Here is a 15,980-nt window from a genome sequence, read left to right as displayed (position 1 = left end):
CGACCGGCCCGCTCGACCGCGTGAGGAGGAACCATGACGGAATCGCATGGTTCGGCACCGCACTCCGGACCGGGATCCGGGCCCGGCGGCCCGGCTTCCGCGCCCCCCGGCGACCCCGTGGTGCTGCTGGACCGCGTCGGCGCCTCCTGGACCTGGCTCCTCGGCTCGGCCGTCGCGACACTGGTCCCCGGCATCCTGGTCCTGGTCTGGCCGGAGGAGACCCTGCACGTGCTCGCGGTTCTCCTCGGGCTCTACCTGCTGGTGATCGGCGTGTTCCGGTTCGTGTCCGTCTTCGGCCACCGGGAGCAGGGCAACCGGTTCGCCACCCTGCTGATCTCGGTGCTCTACGTACTGGCCGGCGTCCTGTGTCTGCGCCACCCGATGCAGACGATCGCCGCGCTCTCCCTGATCCTCGGCATCGTCTGGCTCGTGTCCGGCGTGCTGACCGGGTACACCGCCCTGGCCGCCAGGGATCTGCCGCACCGCGGCTTCGTCCTGTGCGGGGCGGCGATCGGCGTCATCGCGGGCATCGTCGTCCTGGCCCTGCCGACCGAGTCGGCCCGTGCCCTGACCCGGCTGCTCGGTCTGTGGATGGTGCTGATCGGTCTGGTGGAACTCGCCGTGGCCTTCGCCTGGCGGGCCGCCCTGCGCCGGGCGGTCTCCGCCGGGCCCCGTGACCCGGCCTCCCCCTACTGAGGCGAGGCCGGAACGGAGGAGGTTCGGGCCACCCGGCCGCACGCACACCGCCGCCCACGATTCCACGAGTTGTGCGCGAGGCCGGGCATACTCGTGACTCCCCTGACCGGGCGCCGGCCGGATCCTCCGGCCGGCGCCTCGGCGCGTACCCGAATTCGCGGGCCGCCCGATGAGCAGGTACGCACGGAGCGGACGTAACAAAGGGCATGTCGACCTTCCTGGCCAGCAGGCACGCCGAGCGCGCGCCGGTGAACGGCGCGGTGGAACCGCACACGCTTCTCGGGTGGCTGCGGCGCCGCAGGGGGGCCGTGTTCACCGTGGCCGTGGCACTGCTGCTGGTCCAGATGGCCGTCGCCATGGTCACCACGGCCGTTCAGCAGACCCCGACGATCGACGAGCCCGTGTACGTGGGCGCGGCGACGGTCTACGTCCAGCAGCACGACCTGCGCTACAACCCCGAGCATCCGCCGCTGGGCAAGCTGATCATCGGGGCCGGGCTGCTGTTCGCGCACCCGCATCTCGACCCCGCCTTCCAGGGCGACCAGACCGAGCTCGGACGGCACGTCCTGTACGAGTCCGGCAACGATCCCTGGCGGTTGATGCTGTGGGCACGGTTGCCCGTGATCGTCCTGACGTTGCTGTTCGGCCTGGTCGTCCTCGCGTTCACCCGTGAACTCGCGGGCCGCGCGGGCGCGTTGGTGGCCCTCGCGCTCTACGCGTTCTCTCCCGACGTCATCGCCCACGGCTCGCTGGCCACGCTCGACGTGCCCGCCACCGGTTTTCTGCTGACGTCGGTGTGGCTGGTGTGGCGGGCCAGGCGGCGGCCGTCGCTGTACCTGCCCCTCTCCGCGACGGCGCTCGGCGCCGCGGTGGCCACGAAGATGAGCATGTTGCCCGCGATACCGGTGGTGCTGCTCCTCGCGGTCGTCTCCGTGTGGCACGCGGGCCGCTCCGGCCGGGACGCGGAACCGGAGGAGGACGCGCGGGCGCGGAGGATCCGGCTGCTCGGGCTCGGTGCCGCGGCCGCCGCCGGGATGGCCGTGGTGGTGGTCGCCGTGGTGTGGGCGACGTATCTGGCCGTCGATCCCCGGCTGCGCTGGACGGCGCCCGCGGACCTCCCGGCCGTGCACGGCCTGCGGGCGCTGCTCATCGACGCTCTGCCGCTTCCCCGGCCCTACCGGGACGGGATGCGGGTCCAGACCGGCTTCGAGAACGAGATCTGGGGCGGCTTCCTGTTCGGCCGTCTCTACCTGGGTTCGCTCTGGTACTACCTGCCGGCCGCGCTGCTGGTGAAGACCCCGCTCGGCATGACGGCCCTGTGGACGTCCGGTTCGCTCGCCCTCCTGACCGTCCGCGGGCTGCGCCCGGCGGCGCCGTACCTCCTGATCCCGCCGGCGCTGCTCCTGGCCTCGGCGATGACCGGCTCCCGCGACCTCGGCGTGCGCTACGCCCTGTTCATGCCGGTGTTCCTGGCGGTCGCGGCGGGCTGCACGGTCGCGGCCCTCGGGCGCCGGCCGGGAGGGGCGGAGGCGGCGCGCCGGCCCTGGTCCGAGTGGCCCGGCGTCCTGCGCAGGCCCTGGCCGCAGTGGGCGCAGGTGGTGACGGCTGCGCTGGTCCTGTTCGTCGGCGTCAGTTCCCTGCTGACGTACCCCTACTACCTCACGTACTCGAACGAGGCGTTCGGCGGCCCGGAGAAGACGTATCTGCGCCTGCACGACTCGAACGTCGACTGGGGCCAGGACCTCGGCCGTCTCGCCGACCGGCTGAAGGACCGCTACCCGCACGAGAAGGTGTGGCTCGTCTACAAGGGCGCCGGTGTGCCGTCCGCGTACGGCATCGACGCGACCGACCCCCGAACGGTGCCCTCGGCCCGCGTGCACGGACTGCTGGCCGTGTCCGACACCTCGATCGACAAGGCCGACGCCTCGTTGAAGGCACTGCTCGCGACGAGCACGCGGATCGACGAGGTCGGCCATTCGATGACGTTGTTCCGGAGGCCGTGAGCACGCCGGAAACTTCGGCTCCGACGCCCCGGAACCATCGCGGCGACCGGTCCCCGAGCACGCGGCTGAATAGTTCCGGCCATGATCTATCGGTGTGGCCGCTTTCTGGTGCATGGTGTCTCTGCGGGTCCCGGATCCCCCCAGGTGAAGGCCTCGCCCGGGCCCGCCGTGCTCTTCCGGTGTACGGAGCCCGCCGCACCTCCCGGCTCCCCACGGGAGGCTCGCGGCACGTCGTCCCGACGCGTTGATAGCCTGCGTCCTCATGGTGCGCGCCTGGATCCTGCCGGTACTGCTCGTGCTCTGCGGCTCCGCCGCCGCGACACATCTGATCGTCGACGGTGACTTCGGTGCGGCCGCGGCCCTCCTGCTCGTGTTCGTGTTGCTCGCGGGCGTGAACTCGCCTCTGGTCTTCCCGAAGTCGATCAGCGCGCTGGAGGCGGGACGGCGCAGCGCGGTCGACGGTCGGCCGGTCGTCTACTGGCGGCCGGGCTGCGCGTACTGTCTGCGCCTGCGCATCCGGTTGGGCACGCGAGCCCGTCGGGCGCACTGGGTCGACATCTGGCGTGACCCGGCGGGAGCGGCGGCGGTCAGGGCGGTGAACGACGGCGACGAGACCGTGCCGACCGTCGTGGTGGCCGGCGGCCGGCCACACACCAACCCCGATCCCGCGTGGCTCCGCGAACAGCTCTCCCCCACTCGGTGATCGGGCGGCGAACCGCCGACCCGGGCTGTCAGGGGGCGCGTTCGATCACCGTGATCGCCCTCACCGGACAGGCCCGCGCCGCGACCCTCAGCATCGGGTCGCCGCCGTTCTCCGCGCGGCCCGGCAGCAGCGTGCTGTATCCCTCGTCGTCCTGGGTGAAGACATCCGGAGCGGCCAGGGCGCACTGGCCCGCGCCGATGCAGACGTCCTTGTCGATCGCGATGCCCGTGTCCATGCCCGCGCGGCCCCTCACCAGGTCACGGGGAGTTCGAGCATCCCCTGGATCGTGTCCCCCGGCTTGAACGGCACGGTGTCGGCGGGGACGGCGAGCCGCAGTCCGGGGAAGCGGTCGAAGAGCGAGCGCAGCGCGATCTCCATCTCGGCCCGTGCCAGGTTCTGGCCGAGGCACTGGTGGACCCCGAAGCCGAACGCGACATGATGCCGGGCCGAGGCGTGCCGGGCCGAGCGCCGCCAGTCCAGCGTGTCGGGCTCGGGGAAGGCCCGTTCGTCGCGGTTGACGACCGACGTGGAGAAGACGACACCCTCGCCCTCGCGGATCGTCGTCCCGGCGATCTCGATGTCCTGGGCCGCGACCCGCAGGAGCCCGTCCGCGATGGACAGGAACCGCAGCAACTCCTCGACGGCGGCGGGCATCAGAGCCGGTTCGGCCCGCAGCTCCGCGAGCTGTCCGGGGTGCTGGAGCAGGGTGAAGGTGCCCAGCGAGATCATGTTCGCCGTCGTCTCGTGCCCGGCGACGAGCAGGATCGTCGCCAGCGAGACCAGCTCCTCGCGATCCACCCTTCCCTCGCGCAGCTGGTCGCGGATGAGCTCGTCGAGGAGCCCTTCCCCGGGGTTTTTCTCCTTGCGGTCGATCAACGAGCCGAAGTAGGAGTCCAGTTGGTCGCGCGCGTCCTCGATGTCGGCGGCGGCCGGCCCCCGCAGCAGCCGGCGGGACTGCGCCTCGAAGAAGTCGTGGTCACCGTACGGCACTCCGAGGAGCGCGCAGATCACCATGGAGGGCACGGGCAGCGCGAAGTCGTTCACCAGCTCGGCGGGCGGGCCCTGCCGGGCCATGCGGTCGAGCAGCCGGTCGACGGTCTCCTGGATGCCGGGGCGCAGCGCGCCGATCCGTTTGAGCGTGAAACTCGGTACCAGCATGCGGCGTTGGACGTGATGCTCGGGATCGTCGACACCGAGGAGCGCGATCCTGCGGTTGCGTGCCGCCGCGAACCGCTCGGTGACCGCGGGGAATTCGGGCCGCGTACGGTCCGTGGACAGCCGCGGATCGGCGAGCAGTTCACGGGCGGCTCCGTGGCCGGTGACCACCCAGACGACCCGCCCGTCGAAGAGGGAGAGCCGTGAGAGCGGACGCCCCTCGCGCAACGGGGCGTAGGCGGCGGGCGGGTGGTAGGGGCAGGTCCGGTCCTGCGGGAAGGCGACCGGAGCGGTGTCCGGGGAGACGCCCCCGGGGATGTCCGAAGAGTCCTGTGCGGACGCGCCCGGTGGCGGCGCGGACACCGCGGGCCCGGATGCCGGACGGCCGGCTGAGCGCTCGGACTCCGCGAGCCTGAGTGCCGGACGGCCGGCTGAAGGCTCGGACTCCGCGGGCCCGGATGCCGGACGGCCGGCTGAGCGCTCGGGCTCCGCGGGCCGGTGTGCCGGGGATCGGGTCAGGGGGGTTTCTGTCATGAGTGACCTCGCAAGCGACGGTTCCCTCTTGCCGATCTTCATTAGATGCCCCAGGCACCTATGCGGCCACGCGAAGTTCGGCCAGATGAGCCGCTCGCGCGATCTGGCCGAAGCACGGTGGGCGCGGTTCCGGTTCCCCCGGGTCCAGCGCCCCGCCGGCACCCGGCCGGCTCCCGGCCCGCCCGGTGTTGGCTCGAACCCCACGGGAGACCCCTTCCGAAAACAGGTTGCGCGGGAGTGTCCGGCGGCCCGAACATCTGCCCATGTCCACGAACGAAGCCTTCCTGCCGCCGACCCCCGCCGCCGACCGTCCGGTGCGGGTCCAGCAGCAGCCCGGCCGACCCCGGAGGCCCGCGCTTCCCCGGTCGTGACCGCCGCGCTCGTCGCGGGGCTTCTCGCGGGCCTTGGCATCGCCATGCCCGTCGGAGCGGTCGCGACCTACCTCGTCTCCCTCACCGCTCGGACGTCCCTGCGGATCGGCGCCTCGGCCGCGCTGGGCGTCGCGACGGCCGACGGACTGTACGCGCTGGCCGCCGCCCTCGGGGGTTCGGCGCTCGCCGCGGCGCTCCGGCCGGTGATGCTCCCGCTGAGCCGGGCCTCCGCGCTCGTCCTCGCCGTGCTGGCGGTCCGGGGCACGATCGGCGCGGTCCGCCGGTACCGCGAACGCCTGCTCGCCGAGCGGACCGGACAGGATCCCCCGCGCCCCGGCCGCGCCTATCTGACCCTCCTGGGCATCACCCTGCTCAACCCCACCACCGTCGTCTACTTCGCCGCGCTGGTGCTCGGCAGCCGGTCGGCCGAGGCGGTACCTCCGCTGGAACAGGGGGTGTTCGTCCTCGCCGCGTTCGCCGCGTCGGCGAGCTGGCAGCTCCTGATCGCCGGGGGCGGCGCCCTGCTCGGCCGGACGCTGACCGGGCACCGGGGACGGCTGGTGACGGGGCTCGCGTCGAGCGGTGTGATCATGCTGCTGGCCGTGCGGGTACTTATGGCACCGGCATGAGAACCCGGGCCGGCGGCCCGTGCACGCCGGGTACACCCCACCGGGGGATCGGCCCGGCGCGGCGGGCCACGCGGGCCGCGGTGCGGAAGATTCGCGTCCGCCCTGGTGTTGAATCGTGCCGAGACACGACCAGTCCGACGCGACGATGGGACGGAAGTCATGCCACTTGAGGGCGAGTACGAGCCCAGCCCCACGCAGTGGGTCCGGGACCAGGTGGAGTTGTACGAGAGTTCCGGCGGGACCAAGGGGAACACCCTGATGGACACCGGGATGCCCGTCATCATTCTCACGACACGCGGCGCCAAGAGCGGAAAGGTCCGCAAGACCCCGCTGATGCGCGTCGAGCACGACGGACGGTACGCCGTGGTCGCCTCGCTCGGGGGCGCTCCCAAGCACCCGGTCTGGTACCACAACGTCACCTCCGACCCCCGTGTCGAGCTCCAGGACGGGCCGGAGCGCAAGGAGTTCACGGCTCGGGAGATCACGGGCGCGGAGAAGGAGCAGTGGTGGGAGCGGGCGGTCGCCGCGTATCCCCCGTACGCCGAGTACCAGGAGAAGACCGACCGGGTGATCCCCGTCTTCGTCCTGGAGCCGGCCGGCTGATCCGGTTCCCCGTACTCCCGGGTGTCCCGCCGTACCGGTGCGCATGAACCGGACGACGGCGGGCACCCGCGGATCAGGCCCCGCCGCGCTCCCCCGTCGCGGCGGGGCTTCCTGTCGTGGCGCGGCCTTCCCCGGAGTCGTCACCCGGCCCGCTCTCGCCGTCGCCGGCCCCGCTCTCGCCCGCCCCGCGCTCGCCGTGGCGCGCGGCGGCTCGTGCCGCTCCCGCGTCAGTGACATCCAGGAAGATCTGGTCGGCCTCGGGGAAGGTGTGGGCGACCGAGCGCTTGATGCGGACGGCGACCTCCTCGACCTCCTCGCTGTCGAGCCCGGGGACCAGGTCGATCCGGGCGGCCACCAGGGTGGAGTCGAGACCGAGCTCCATGGTCAGCAGCGCCTCGACGCTGTCGATCTCGGGCTGCGCCTTCAGCAGTGCGCGGATCCGGCCGCTCTGCTCCTCGTCGACGGCCCGCCCGATGAGCTGTTCCCGTGCGTCGCTGCCGAGCCAGAAGGCGATGCACACCAGCAGCAGTCCGATGGCGAAGGACGCGCAGGCCTCCCACACCACCTGGCCCGTGATCATGTGGAGCACCATGCCGACGATCGCGAGGCTCACGCCCAGCACCGCGGTGCCGTCCTCGGCGACGACCGTCCGCAGGGCCGGGTCGCGCAGGCCGTCACCCCCCTTGCCACGGGCCTGGAAGAGGGCCCGCAGCAGCGAGGCGCCCTCCGCGAGCAGGGCCACGACGAGCACCGCGATCCCCGTCATATAGCCGCCGAAGGATTCGTCGGCACCGTTGCGGAGCGCCTCGAAGCCCTGGAAGAAGGAGAAGCAGCCACCCATGACGAAGATGCCGACGGCCGCGAGCAGTGACCAGAAGAACCGTTCCTTGCCATAGCCGAACGGATGCCGTCGGTCGGCCGGCCGGCGGCTGCGACGCAGTGCCGCCAGCAGGAACACCTCGTTCATGCTGTCCGCCACGGAGTGCGCGGCCTCCGAGAGGAGCGCCGGCGATCCCGAGATCAGGCCTCCCACCGCCTTGGCCACGGCGATCAGCAGATTGGCGCCCAGCGCCACGATCACGGTGACCCTGGTCCGCGCGTCCGAGCCGTCCTCCTTCCGCCGCCGCCCCGCCGGGGCGCGATCGGTTCCATCCGCCGGCTGTGTCGCCTCTTGACCACTCACACCGGCCGGTTTCCCACAGGCCCGCACCTCACACCGGACGGACCGGGAGAATCGGGCCGAGGGGTACGGGGGCGGCACCAGGGCACTCGTACCCGGTGGGAGGAGGCCGCGCGGGTTCGCGGTCTTCGGAGCGGAGAAGGAGCCTCGGTGTCCAAGAAGCAGAAGAAACGCACACTGTCCCTGGCGTACAAGCCGATCGGCTTCGTGCTGAGCTGGGCCGGAGGTGCCGTCGCCGGTATCGCCTTCCAGAAGACCTGGATGGCGATACGTCATGAGGAGGACGCCCCCGACGCCCTGGACCGGGACCGCGGCTGGGGCGAGGTGCTGCTCGCCGCCGCCCTCCAGGGCGCGATCTTCGCCGTGGTGCGCAGCGCGGTGGACCGCTCGGGCGCGAAGGCCATCGAACGGTCCACGGGCGTGTGGCCCTCCCCCGACAGATCGGGCCGCGACTGAGACGCCACGACCACGGCGCGGGCGGGAGCGGTCCTCAGTGCTGCGGGCCGGGTGCGGTGATCTCCGCGAGCCGGGCCGCCGCCGCGCTGAGCAGCATGTCGAGCGCCGTGGGATAGGCGCTGTGCCGCATGTCGAGGACCAGATGGCGTGCGGTCGCCGCGATGTTCGGGTGGGTGTCCGCGGGCAGCCGGGCGTAGAGCGCCGGCCACACGCCGGCCTCGGCCTCGCGAGCGGCGGGGGGCAGGGCGGTGCTCGCGGCGTCCAGGGCCGCGAATGCGAGGGCCTGGTCGACGAAGGCGTGATAGATCCGTACGGCCTCGGGATCCGGGAATCCGGCGCCGCGGAGCACCCCGAGGATCCGCTCCACCGCCTGGATCTCGTGGACGCGGCCGGTCACGCGGTAGGAGCTGAGCACGGCGGCCTGCGGATGGGCCAGGGACCCGCTGTGCACGCGCAGGCCGAGATCCCTGAGGTCGGCGCGCCAGTCCCCCGTGGGACGCCAGGCCCTCAGGGTGCGGCCGATGAGCTCGTCGGCGATGGCGAGCAGCAGGTCGTCGGTGTCGCGGAAGTACCGGTACAGGGCGCTGGGGTCGGCGCCGAGGGCGAGGCCCAGACGGCGGACGGTGAGGGCGTCGGCGCCGTGCTCCTTGAGCAGGCGCAGGGCGGTCTCGACGATGAGTTCCTCGGAGAGGACGACACCGGTCTTGGTGGGGCGTCTGCGCCGCCGGGCGGCGGGCGGGACGAGGCGGTCGTGCGTGGACGTCATGGGGTCTCCCTCCGGTGCGGGCACCTTATGTCAACGGCGTTGACCTGTTAAGGCTCCGGGCAGTTTCATTTCCGGTCATCGGGCCGGAATCAGGCCCCGGGTGTGATCGGAGCAGGCCATGACGCAGAAGTCGTACGGTGTGGATCCCCCGTCCCTGCGCAAGACGCTTGGCGTGCTGGACGGCATCGCCATCGCCGCCTCCAGCACGGCGGCGACGACCAGCATCGGGATCGGCCTCGGAGTGACGGCGGGGGTGGTCGGGCTGCATCTGCCCGCGATCATGCTGCTGGCCTTCCTGCCGATCCTCGGGATCGCGGGCGCGTTCTCCCGGCTGAACAAGGTGGAGCCCAACGCGGGCAACGGCTATGTGTGGGTGGGCCGTTCGCTCAGTCCCTGGCTGGGGTTCCTGGTCGGCTGGGTGAGCATCGTGGCCACGGTGGCGTTCCTCGCGTACACCACGGCGGTGACCGGTTCGGCGATGATCCAGCTCGCCGGGCAGGCGGGGCTGCACCGGGTGTCGGGCCTGACGCTCGATCCGGGCTCGACCGCCCAGACCACCGCGGTCGGCGTCGTGATCCTCGTCGCCGTCACCTTCACCGCGGTGACCGGTGTCAGAACGGCCGCGCGGCTCCAGGCCGGGCTGCTGGTCTTCGAGTACGTCGTCCTGCTGGGCTTCTGCGGATACGGCATCGTGACCGGTCCGCACCCCTTCAGCCTCAGCTGGTTCGACCCGTTCCAGATCCCCTCGGCGACGGCGCTGGCGCAGGGCCTGCTGCTGTCCGTGTTCTGCTACTGGGGCTTCGAGGCCGCCTTCACCGTGAACGAGGAGGTGCGCGATCCGCGCGACGCCTCGCGGGCCGGGACCATCACGCTGGTGACCATGCTGGGGCTGTTCCTGCTCGGCTCCATCGCCTTCCAGCGCGTGCTCTCGGAGAACGAGCTGGCCGGGCACGGCGCCGAGGGGCTGGCCTTCCTCGGGAACCGGCTCGCCGACCAGCCGCTGGCCGCGTTGCCGTTGGTGGCGCTGATGTTCTCGGCCGTCGCCTCGCTCCAGGCCGGGGTGATCCCGACGGCGCGCGGGATGTTCGCGATGAGCCGGGACCGTACGCTCGGGCCCGTGTGGTCCAGAGTCAGCGCCCGGTACGGCACTCCGGCGGCCGGCACGCTGCTCATCGGCGCGATGGCGGTGGTGGTGGCGACGCTCTCGCTCGTGATCCCCCGGCTCGCCGACATGATCATGGCGACGGTCAACGCGGTGGGGATCGTCGTGGCGCTGTCGTACGCGCTCATCGCGCTCGCGGCGGCGGCACGGTTCCGCGGACTGCTGCGCGAGAACCGGTGGGAGGGGATACGGGCGGTCGTGCTGCCCGCTCTGAGCGCGGTGGCGCTGCTCGGCCTCGGCGGCTATCTCGCCTGGTCCTTCTACGACTCGACCGATCACTTCGAGGTCAGCGCGGACAACGGCTGGTTCCTGCTGCTGACCCCGACCCTCATGGTGGTCTCGGGCTTCGTGGCCGGGGCTTGGGCCAAGTGGGGCCGCAAGTCCGCGTACTTCACCACCGGACGGGGCACCGACGCCGACGCGCCCGAGCTCCTGGCCACCTCCGGCTGAGCGTCTTCGGCCACCCCGACAAGGAAACGGAAACCATGCACGCTGACCTTCTTCTCACCGGCGGCCCGGTGTTCACCCCCGAGGGCCGTACCGCGACCGCGGTGGCCGTGACCGGCGACCGGATCACCGCCGTCGGCGACGCCGAGGTCCACGACCTGGCCGGCCCGCGCACCGAGGTCGTCGACCTGGCCGGGCGGCTTCTGCTGCCCGGGTTCCAGGACGCGCACGTCCACCCGCTCCCCGCGGGCCTGGAGCTCTCCCGGTGCGATCTCACCGGCGCGCGGACCGCCGAGGCCACCCTGGCCGCCGTCCGCGCGTACGCCGAGGCCCACCCCGAGCGGGAGTGGATCACCGGCGGCGGCTGGTCCATGGAGGCCTTCGCGGGCGGTACGCCGACCAAGGAGCTCCTGGACGCGGTCGCACCCGACCGGCCGGTGTATCTGCCCAACCGGGACCATCACGGTGCCTGGGTCAACAGCCGAGCCCTCGAACTCGCCGGCGTCACCCGGGACACGCCCGATCCCGCCGACGGGCGCTTCGAACGGGACTCCTCGGGCGAGCCCACGGGGATGCTCCAGGAAGGGGCCATGCAGGCGGTCGGCCGGCTCACTCCCCCGGCCACCTCGGCGGACCGGCTCGCCGCGCTGCTGCGTGCCCAGCGGCATCTGCACGCGCTGGGCATCACCGCCTGGCAGGACGCGATCGTCGGCACCTTCGTGGGCATGGACGATCCGTCCGAGGCGTACACGGCGGCGGCCCGCGACGGTTCGCTGACCGCGCGGGTGGTCGGCGCCCTGTGGTGGGACCGCGCCCGCGGTGCCGAGCAGGTCCCCGAACTGGTCGAGAGACGGGCCGCGTTGGAGCACGGCAGGTTCCGGGCGACTAGCGTGAAGCTGATGCTGGACGGGGTCGCCGAGAACGGCACCGCCGCACTGCTGGACCCCTATCTCGACAAGTGCGGCTGCGCCACGTCGAATCGGGGCAAGAGCTTCATCGATCCGGCGCATCTTCCCTCGTACGTCACCGAGTTGGACGCGCTCGGCTTCCAGTGCCACTTCCACGCACTGGGCGACGGCGCCGTACGTCACGCCCTGGACGCGGTGGAGGCGGCGCGGAAGGCGAACGGGCCGAGCGACACCCGTCCGCATCTGGCTCATCTCCAGGTCGTGCACCCGGACGACGTCGCGCGCTTCGCGGCGCTCGGCGCCACGGCGAACATCCAGCCGCTGTGGGCCGCCCACGAACCGCAGATGGACGAGCTGACCATTCCGTTCCTCGGGCCCGAACGCGCCGCCTGGCAGTACCCGTTCGGGTCGCTGCTGCGCTCCGGCGCACGGCTGGCGGCGGGCAGCGACTGGCCGGTCAGCAGCCCCGATCCGCTCCAGGGCATCCATGTCGCGGTCAACCGGGTGAGCCCGGAGGAGCCGGGGCCGGTGTTCCTGCCGGGCGAACGCCTCGACCTGGCGGCCGCGTTGACGGCGTACACCGCGGGAACGGCGTACGTGAACCACCTCGACGACACCGGGACCCTACGTCCGGGCGCCCTCGCGGACCTCGTCGTCCTGGACCGCGACCCCTTCGCGGGGCCGCCGGAGGCGATCAAGGAGACCAGGGTCGCCCTCACCTACGTCGGAGGGGAGCGCGTGTACGCGGCACCGGACGCCTGACAGCCGACGGGCGTCGCTTCTTGGACAACCGTCCAGCTATAGTGGACACCTGTCCAAGAAGCGACGAGGCGTATCGGAGTCCGGTGACGATGGAGACGGCCGCGAACGTGCTGGTGGGTCTTGTGGCCCTGCTGCACGCGTACATCCTGGTGCTGGAGATGTTCCTGTGGCAGAAGAAGCCCGGGCGGGGGCTGCACGGACTCGACGCCGCGATGGCGCGGGAGACCGCTCCGCTCGCCGCGAACCAGGGTCTCTACAACGGATTCCTGGCCGCGGGCCTCGTATGGGGGCTGATCGCGTCCGACCCGACCGGCCACGACGCGCAGGTCTTCTTCCTGTGCTGTGTCGTGGTCGCGGGGGTGTACGGATCGGTCACGGCGAACCGGCGCATCCTCTTCGCCCAGGCGCTGCCGGGGGCGATCGCCCTCGCCGCCGTGCTGCTCGCCGGATGACCCCCGGCGAGCGGCGGACGGCCCCTGACGACCCGCGCGCCGCCCGGACCCGCGCCAAGCTGCGGCAGGCGCTGCTGGAGGAGTGCGCCGAGCATCCGCTGGAGGAGACCGGCGTCGCCGCGCTGGTGCGACGGGCCGGCGTCGGCCGCGCCACCTTCTATCTGCACTACGCCGACCTGGAGGCGCTGGCGGTCGACGCCTGCGCCGATGTCGTACGCGAGGCCGTCGAGGCGCTGCACGCCTGGCGCGGCCGGCCGGACCCGGTGTCCGCTCCCCCCGCGCTGCGCACCTTCTTCACCGGACTCGCCCCGCACGCCGGTCTCTACCGCGCGCTGCTGAGCCCGGGCGGCGGCGGCCCGCTGGGCCTCGTGCTCCACCGCGACCTGCGCGCCCGCAGCCTGGCCGAGCGCACGCTCGCCGGGGCGGCGGACGCGCCCCTCGTCGCCTCCGCCGTGGCCGCCACCTTCGCGGGCGTCCTGGCGGACTGGCTGCACGGTCTGCTGGAAGGCACCCCGGACGCCGTAGCGGACGAGGTCTGGCAACTCCTCGTCGCCCTGCACCGGAGCAGGTGACCCCTCGGGCCGTGGGTGCGGACGCCCCTTCGCCGCTCAGCGCGTGGTCTGGAAGGTCCGGCGGTACGTCTGGGGTGAGACCCCGATGGTCGCCTGGAGGTGCTGGCGCAGCGAGGCGCCCGTGGCGAAGCCGACCTCGCCCGCGATCCGGTCCACCGGCAGATCGCTGGCCTCCAGCAGATGGCGGGCCCGCGAGACCCGCTGCTGGATGAGCCAGCGGCCGGGGCTCTGCCCCACCTCGTCGTTGAAGCGGCGGGCGAAGGTGCGCAGGCTCATTCCGGCGTGGGCGGCGAGATCGCTCAGGGTCAGCGGGTCGCCGAGGCGGGCCAGCGCCCAGTCGCGGGTGGCGGCGGTGCTCGCCGTCGAGGGCTCCGGCACGGGCTGCTCGATGAACTGGGCCTGGCCGCCCTCGCGCAGCGGCGGGACGACACAGCGCCTGGCCACCTTGTTGGCCAGTTCGCTGCCGTGGTCGCGGCGGATGATGTGCAGGCAGATGTCGATGCCGGACGCGGCTCCGGCCGAGGTCAGGATGTCGCCGTCGTCGACGAACAGGACGTCCGGGTCGAGGTCGACCCGGGGGAACATGCGCCGGAACGCGTCGGTCACATGCCAGTGGGTCGTGGCCCTCCGTCCGTCCAGCAGTCCGGCGGCGGCGAGCACGAACGCGCCGGTGCAGATGGAGACGACACGGGTGCCCGGACGGATGAGCGCGAGCGCGGCGGACACCTCGTCGGTGAGGGCGGCGGCGATCCGGGCCGGGGTGACGGCCGCGATCACCACCGTGTCCGCGGTGCCCAGGACCTCGGGACCGTGGTCGACGGTGATGGAGAAGTCGGCGTCGGTACGGACCGGACCACCGTCGACGGTGCAGGTCACGACCTCGTAGCGGCCGTCCGCCGCGCCGAGGATCCGGCTCGGCATGCCCAGCTCGAAGGGATAGACGCCGTCGAGCGCCAGAACCACGACTCGCTCCACCCGCTGTTCCATCCACTGCTCCCGGTTCCGTCGCACCGCACGACCTCGCATGGCACGATCTTATCGAAGGTTGGCAATCATGCCATTTCCCGCCGGGGCGCCGCGCGGCAGGCTGGTTCACCATGAGCACTGTGAACACCATGCGAGCCATCAGCCAGACCGTCCTCGGCGGCCCCGAGGTTCTTGAGGAAGTGACCCTGGAGCGGCCCTCGCCGCGACCGAACGAGATCCTGGTCCGGGTACGGGCCGCGGGGGTGAACCCGACCGACTGGAAGCACCGCGAGAACGGAGGGTTCCTCGGCGAGCCGCCCTTCGTCCTCGGCTGGGACGTCTCCGGAGTGGTCGAGGCGACCGGGATCGGCGTCGCCCACTTCCGGCCCGGGGACGAGGTCTTCGGCATGCTGCCCTACCCCTTCGGCCACGGCTCCCACGCCGAGTACGTGACCGGCCCGGCCCGCGCCTTCACCCACAAGCCGACGGCGATCGACCACACGCAGGCCGCGGCCCTCCCGCTGGTCTCCCTGACCGCCTGGCAGGCACTGACCGAGCGGGCCGGCGTCACGCCGGGGCAGCGGGTCCTGATCCACGCGGCGGCCGGCGGGGTCGGCCATGTGGCCGTGCAGATCGCCAAGGCCCTCGGCGCGTACGTGATCGGCACCGCGAGCGCGGGCAAGCACGACTTCCTGCGCTCCATCGGTGTGGACGAGCCGGTCGACTACACCGCCGCCGACTTCACCGAGACCGTACGTGACGTCGATGTCGTCCTGGACACGATCGGCGGCGACACCGGACTGCGTTCGCTGCGCGTGCTGCGCCCCGGAGGGATGGTCGTCTCGATCCTGCCCGTCGGTTCGGACACGTTCTACGAGGAGGCCGAGCGGCTCGGGGTCCGGGCGGTGCGGATGCTCGTCGACGCCGACCGGACGGGCATGGAGGCGGTCGCGGACCTGGTCGAGAAGGGCGCCCTGCGTGCCACGGTCGCCGAGACCTTCCCGCTGGCCGATGCCGCCAAGGCGCATGCCCTGGGCGACACGGGCCGCACCACGGGGAAGCTGGTCCTGGTGGTCGACTGACGCCGAACGGCTTCGACCCCGGTCGGCCGGTGTCGGCCGACCGGGGTCCACAGCTGGCCGGCATCTTCGGATCCTGCCGCCCTCGGCCTCCGTGGAGGAGGTGCTGAGCCGTCCGAAGGCCGTATCGGACCTGTCCTGAGCGCGGAGGCGGAGCGGTCAGGCGACCGGTGACTCCTCCGCGTCGGTCTGTGCCGGCCAGTTGTCGCGTCGCTCCCGGGCCACCTGCGCACGGTGGCCGATGCGCTTGCCGCCGGAGCCGACCCGCTCCCCGCTCAGGGGGCGGGCCTCGGTCACATCGGCCGGTGCCTCGACGGCCGGTTCGGGGATCATGACGGTCGCGGGCACCGCGGGGCGCCGGATCTTCCGGTGCGTGACCCATCCGTCGGGCGCGCCGTCGGTTTCCCTGCTCTGGTGCTCGAAGAAGCGGAGCATCTCCACGGGGAACGGCATCACGAGCGTGCTGTTCTTCTCGGCGGAGACGTCCACCACGGTCTGGAGCAGGCGCAGTTGGAGGGCTCCAGGGGTGTCGGCCA

16 protein-coding genes and 1 pseudogene are annotated in these 15,980 nt (G+C 72.3%); 11 read left to right on the top strand and 6 right to left on the bottom strand.

Annotation, left to right across the window (positions count from 1 at the left end; translation table 11 throughout):
- Positions 1–33 precede the first annotated feature (33 nt).
- The 3 genes from ACZ4AA_RS30255 (at position 34) to ACZ4AA_RS30245 (ending at position 3,402) form a co-directional block, all read left to right on the top strand.
- Positions 34–696, top strand: coding sequence for an HdeD family acid-resistance protein (locus ACZ4AA_RS30255; protein ID WP_467609754.1), 663 nt, complete (start codon positions 34–36; stop codon positions 694–696).
- A 344-nt stretch (positions 697–1,040) separates the two neighbouring features.
- Positions 1,041–2,699, top strand: coding sequence for an ArnT family glycosyltransferase (locus ACZ4AA_RS30250; protein WP_467609978.1), 1,659 nt, complete (start codon positions 1,041–1,043; stop codon positions 2,697–2,699).
- 262 nt (positions 2,700–2,961) lie between these two features.
- On the top strand, positions 2,962–3,402 hold the full coding sequence (locus ACZ4AA_RS30245; RefSeq protein WP_467609752.1) for a glutaredoxin domain-containing protein: 441 nt from the start codon (positions 2,962–2,964) through the stop codon (positions 3,400–3,402).
- Positions 3,403–3,430: 28 nt separating this feature from the next.
- Here ACZ4AA_RS30245 and ACZ4AA_RS30240 read toward each other — a convergent pair whose 3' ends face one another.
- Both ACZ4AA_RS30240 and ACZ4AA_RS30235 read right to left on the bottom strand, forming a co-directional pair.
- On the bottom strand, positions 3,431–3,637 hold the full coding sequence (locus tag ACZ4AA_RS30240) for a ferredoxin (RefSeq protein WP_467609749.1): 207 nt from the start codon (positions 3,635–3,637) through the stop codon (positions 3,431–3,433).
- 14 nt (positions 3,638–3,651) lie between these two features.
- Positions 3,652–4,875 carry a cytochrome P450 gene (locus tag ACZ4AA_RS30235; protein WP_467609976.1) on the bottom strand — a complete coding sequence of 408 codons (1,224 nt, stop codon included), beginning with the start codon at positions 4,873–4,875 and terminating at the stop codon, positions 3,652–3,654.
- Between the two features lie 583 nt (positions 4,876–5,458).
- On the opposite strand from ACZ4AA_RS30235, the gene ACZ4AA_RS30230 reads away from it, so the two are divergent.
- The gene (locus ACZ4AA_RS30230; protein WP_467609746.1) at positions 5,459–6,091 is read left to right on the top strand and encodes a LysE family transporter; all 633 of its coding nucleotides are present in this window, start codon (positions 5,459–5,461) and stop codon (positions 6,089–6,091) included.
- 159 nt (positions 6,092–6,250) lie between these two features.
- Complete coding sequence (locus ACZ4AA_RS30225) at positions 6,251–6,694, top strand: nitroreductase family deazaflavin-dependent oxidoreductase (RefSeq protein ID WP_467609744.1); 444 nt, start codon at positions 6,251–6,253, stop codon at positions 6,692–6,694.
- A 73-nt stretch (positions 6,695–6,767) separates the two neighbouring features.
- Here ACZ4AA_RS30225 and ACZ4AA_RS30220 read toward each other — a convergent pair whose 3' ends face one another.
- Positions 6,768–7,904: a cation diffusion facilitator family transporter gene (locus ACZ4AA_RS30220; RefSeq protein WP_467609974.1), complete on the bottom strand. Its 1,137-nt coding sequence runs from the start codon at positions 7,902–7,904 to the stop codon at positions 6,768–6,770.
- A gap of 120 nt (positions 7,905–8,024) precedes the next feature.
- On the opposite strand from ACZ4AA_RS30220, the gene ACZ4AA_RS30215 reads away from it, so the two are divergent.
- Positions 8,025–8,330, top strand: a complete 306-nt coding sequence (locus tag ACZ4AA_RS30215; protein ID WP_467609742.1) for a DUF4235 domain-containing protein — start codon at positions 8,025–8,027, stop codon at positions 8,328–8,330.
- 34 nt (positions 8,331–8,364) lie between these two features.
- Here the strand turns inward: ACZ4AA_RS30215 and ACZ4AA_RS30210 are convergent, their stop codons facing one another.
- Positions 8,365–9,096 carry a TetR/AcrR family transcriptional regulator gene (locus tag ACZ4AA_RS30210; protein ID WP_467609740.1) on the bottom strand — a complete coding sequence of 244 codons (732 nt, stop codon included), beginning with the start codon at positions 9,094–9,096 and terminating at the stop codon, positions 8,365–8,367.
- 118 nt (positions 9,097–9,214) lie between these two features.
- On the opposite strand from ACZ4AA_RS30210, the gene ACZ4AA_RS30205 reads away from it, so the two are divergent.
- From ACZ4AA_RS30205 to ACZ4AA_RS30190, 4 genes are all read left to right on the top strand, one after another.
- Positions 9,215–10,708, top strand: coding sequence for an APC family permease (locus ACZ4AA_RS30205; RefSeq protein ID WP_467609739.1), 1,494 nt, complete (start codon positions 9,215–9,217; stop codon positions 10,706–10,708).
- Positions 10,709–10,743: 35 nt separating this feature from the next.
- Entirely contained in the window at positions 10,744–12,375 is a 1,632-nt protein-coding gene (locus tag ACZ4AA_RS30200) for an amidohydrolase (RefSeq protein WP_467609737.1), read from the top strand.
- An 89-nt stretch (positions 12,376–12,464) separates the two neighbouring features.
- Positions 12,465–12,827: a DUF1304 domain-containing protein gene (locus ACZ4AA_RS30195; protein WP_467609971.1), complete on the top strand. Its 363-nt coding sequence runs from the start codon at positions 12,465–12,467 to the stop codon at positions 12,825–12,827.
- Positions 12,824–13,399, top strand: a complete 576-nt coding sequence (locus tag ACZ4AA_RS30190) for a TetR/AcrR family transcriptional regulator (RefSeq protein ID WP_467609735.1) — start codon at positions 12,824–12,826, stop codon at positions 13,397–13,399. The genes ACZ4AA_RS30195 and ACZ4AA_RS30190 overlap by 4 nt, the downstream gene beginning before the upstream one ends.
- Positions 13,400–13,435: 36 nt before the next feature.
- Here ACZ4AA_RS30190 and ACZ4AA_RS30185 read toward each other — a convergent pair whose 3' ends face one another.
- Positions 13,436–14,425 carry a GlxA family transcriptional regulator gene (locus ACZ4AA_RS30185; RefSeq protein WP_467609733.1) on the bottom strand — a complete coding sequence of 330 codons (990 nt, stop codon included), beginning with the start codon at positions 14,423–14,425 and terminating at the stop codon, positions 13,436–13,438.
- Between the two features lie 71 nt (positions 14,426–14,496).
- On the opposite strand from ACZ4AA_RS30185, the gene ACZ4AA_RS30180 reads away from it, so the two are divergent.
- Entirely contained in the window at positions 14,497–15,447 is a 951-nt protein-coding gene (locus ACZ4AA_RS30180; RefSeq protein WP_467609731.1) for an NADP-dependent oxidoreductase, read from the top strand.
- A gap of 156 nt (positions 15,448–15,603) precedes the next feature.
- On the opposite strand, the pseudogene ACZ4AA_RS30175 reads toward ACZ4AA_RS30180, so the two are convergent.
- A pseudogene (locus ACZ4AA_RS30175) lies at positions 15,604–15,980 on the bottom strand (slipin family protein); the annotation flags it as partial.

It is taken from the genome of Streptomyces sp. NPDC024698, from assembly GCF_055559015.1.
The sequence above is the reverse complement of the archived record's forward strand: the minus strand, read 5'-3'. Positions and strand labels throughout refer to the sequence as shown.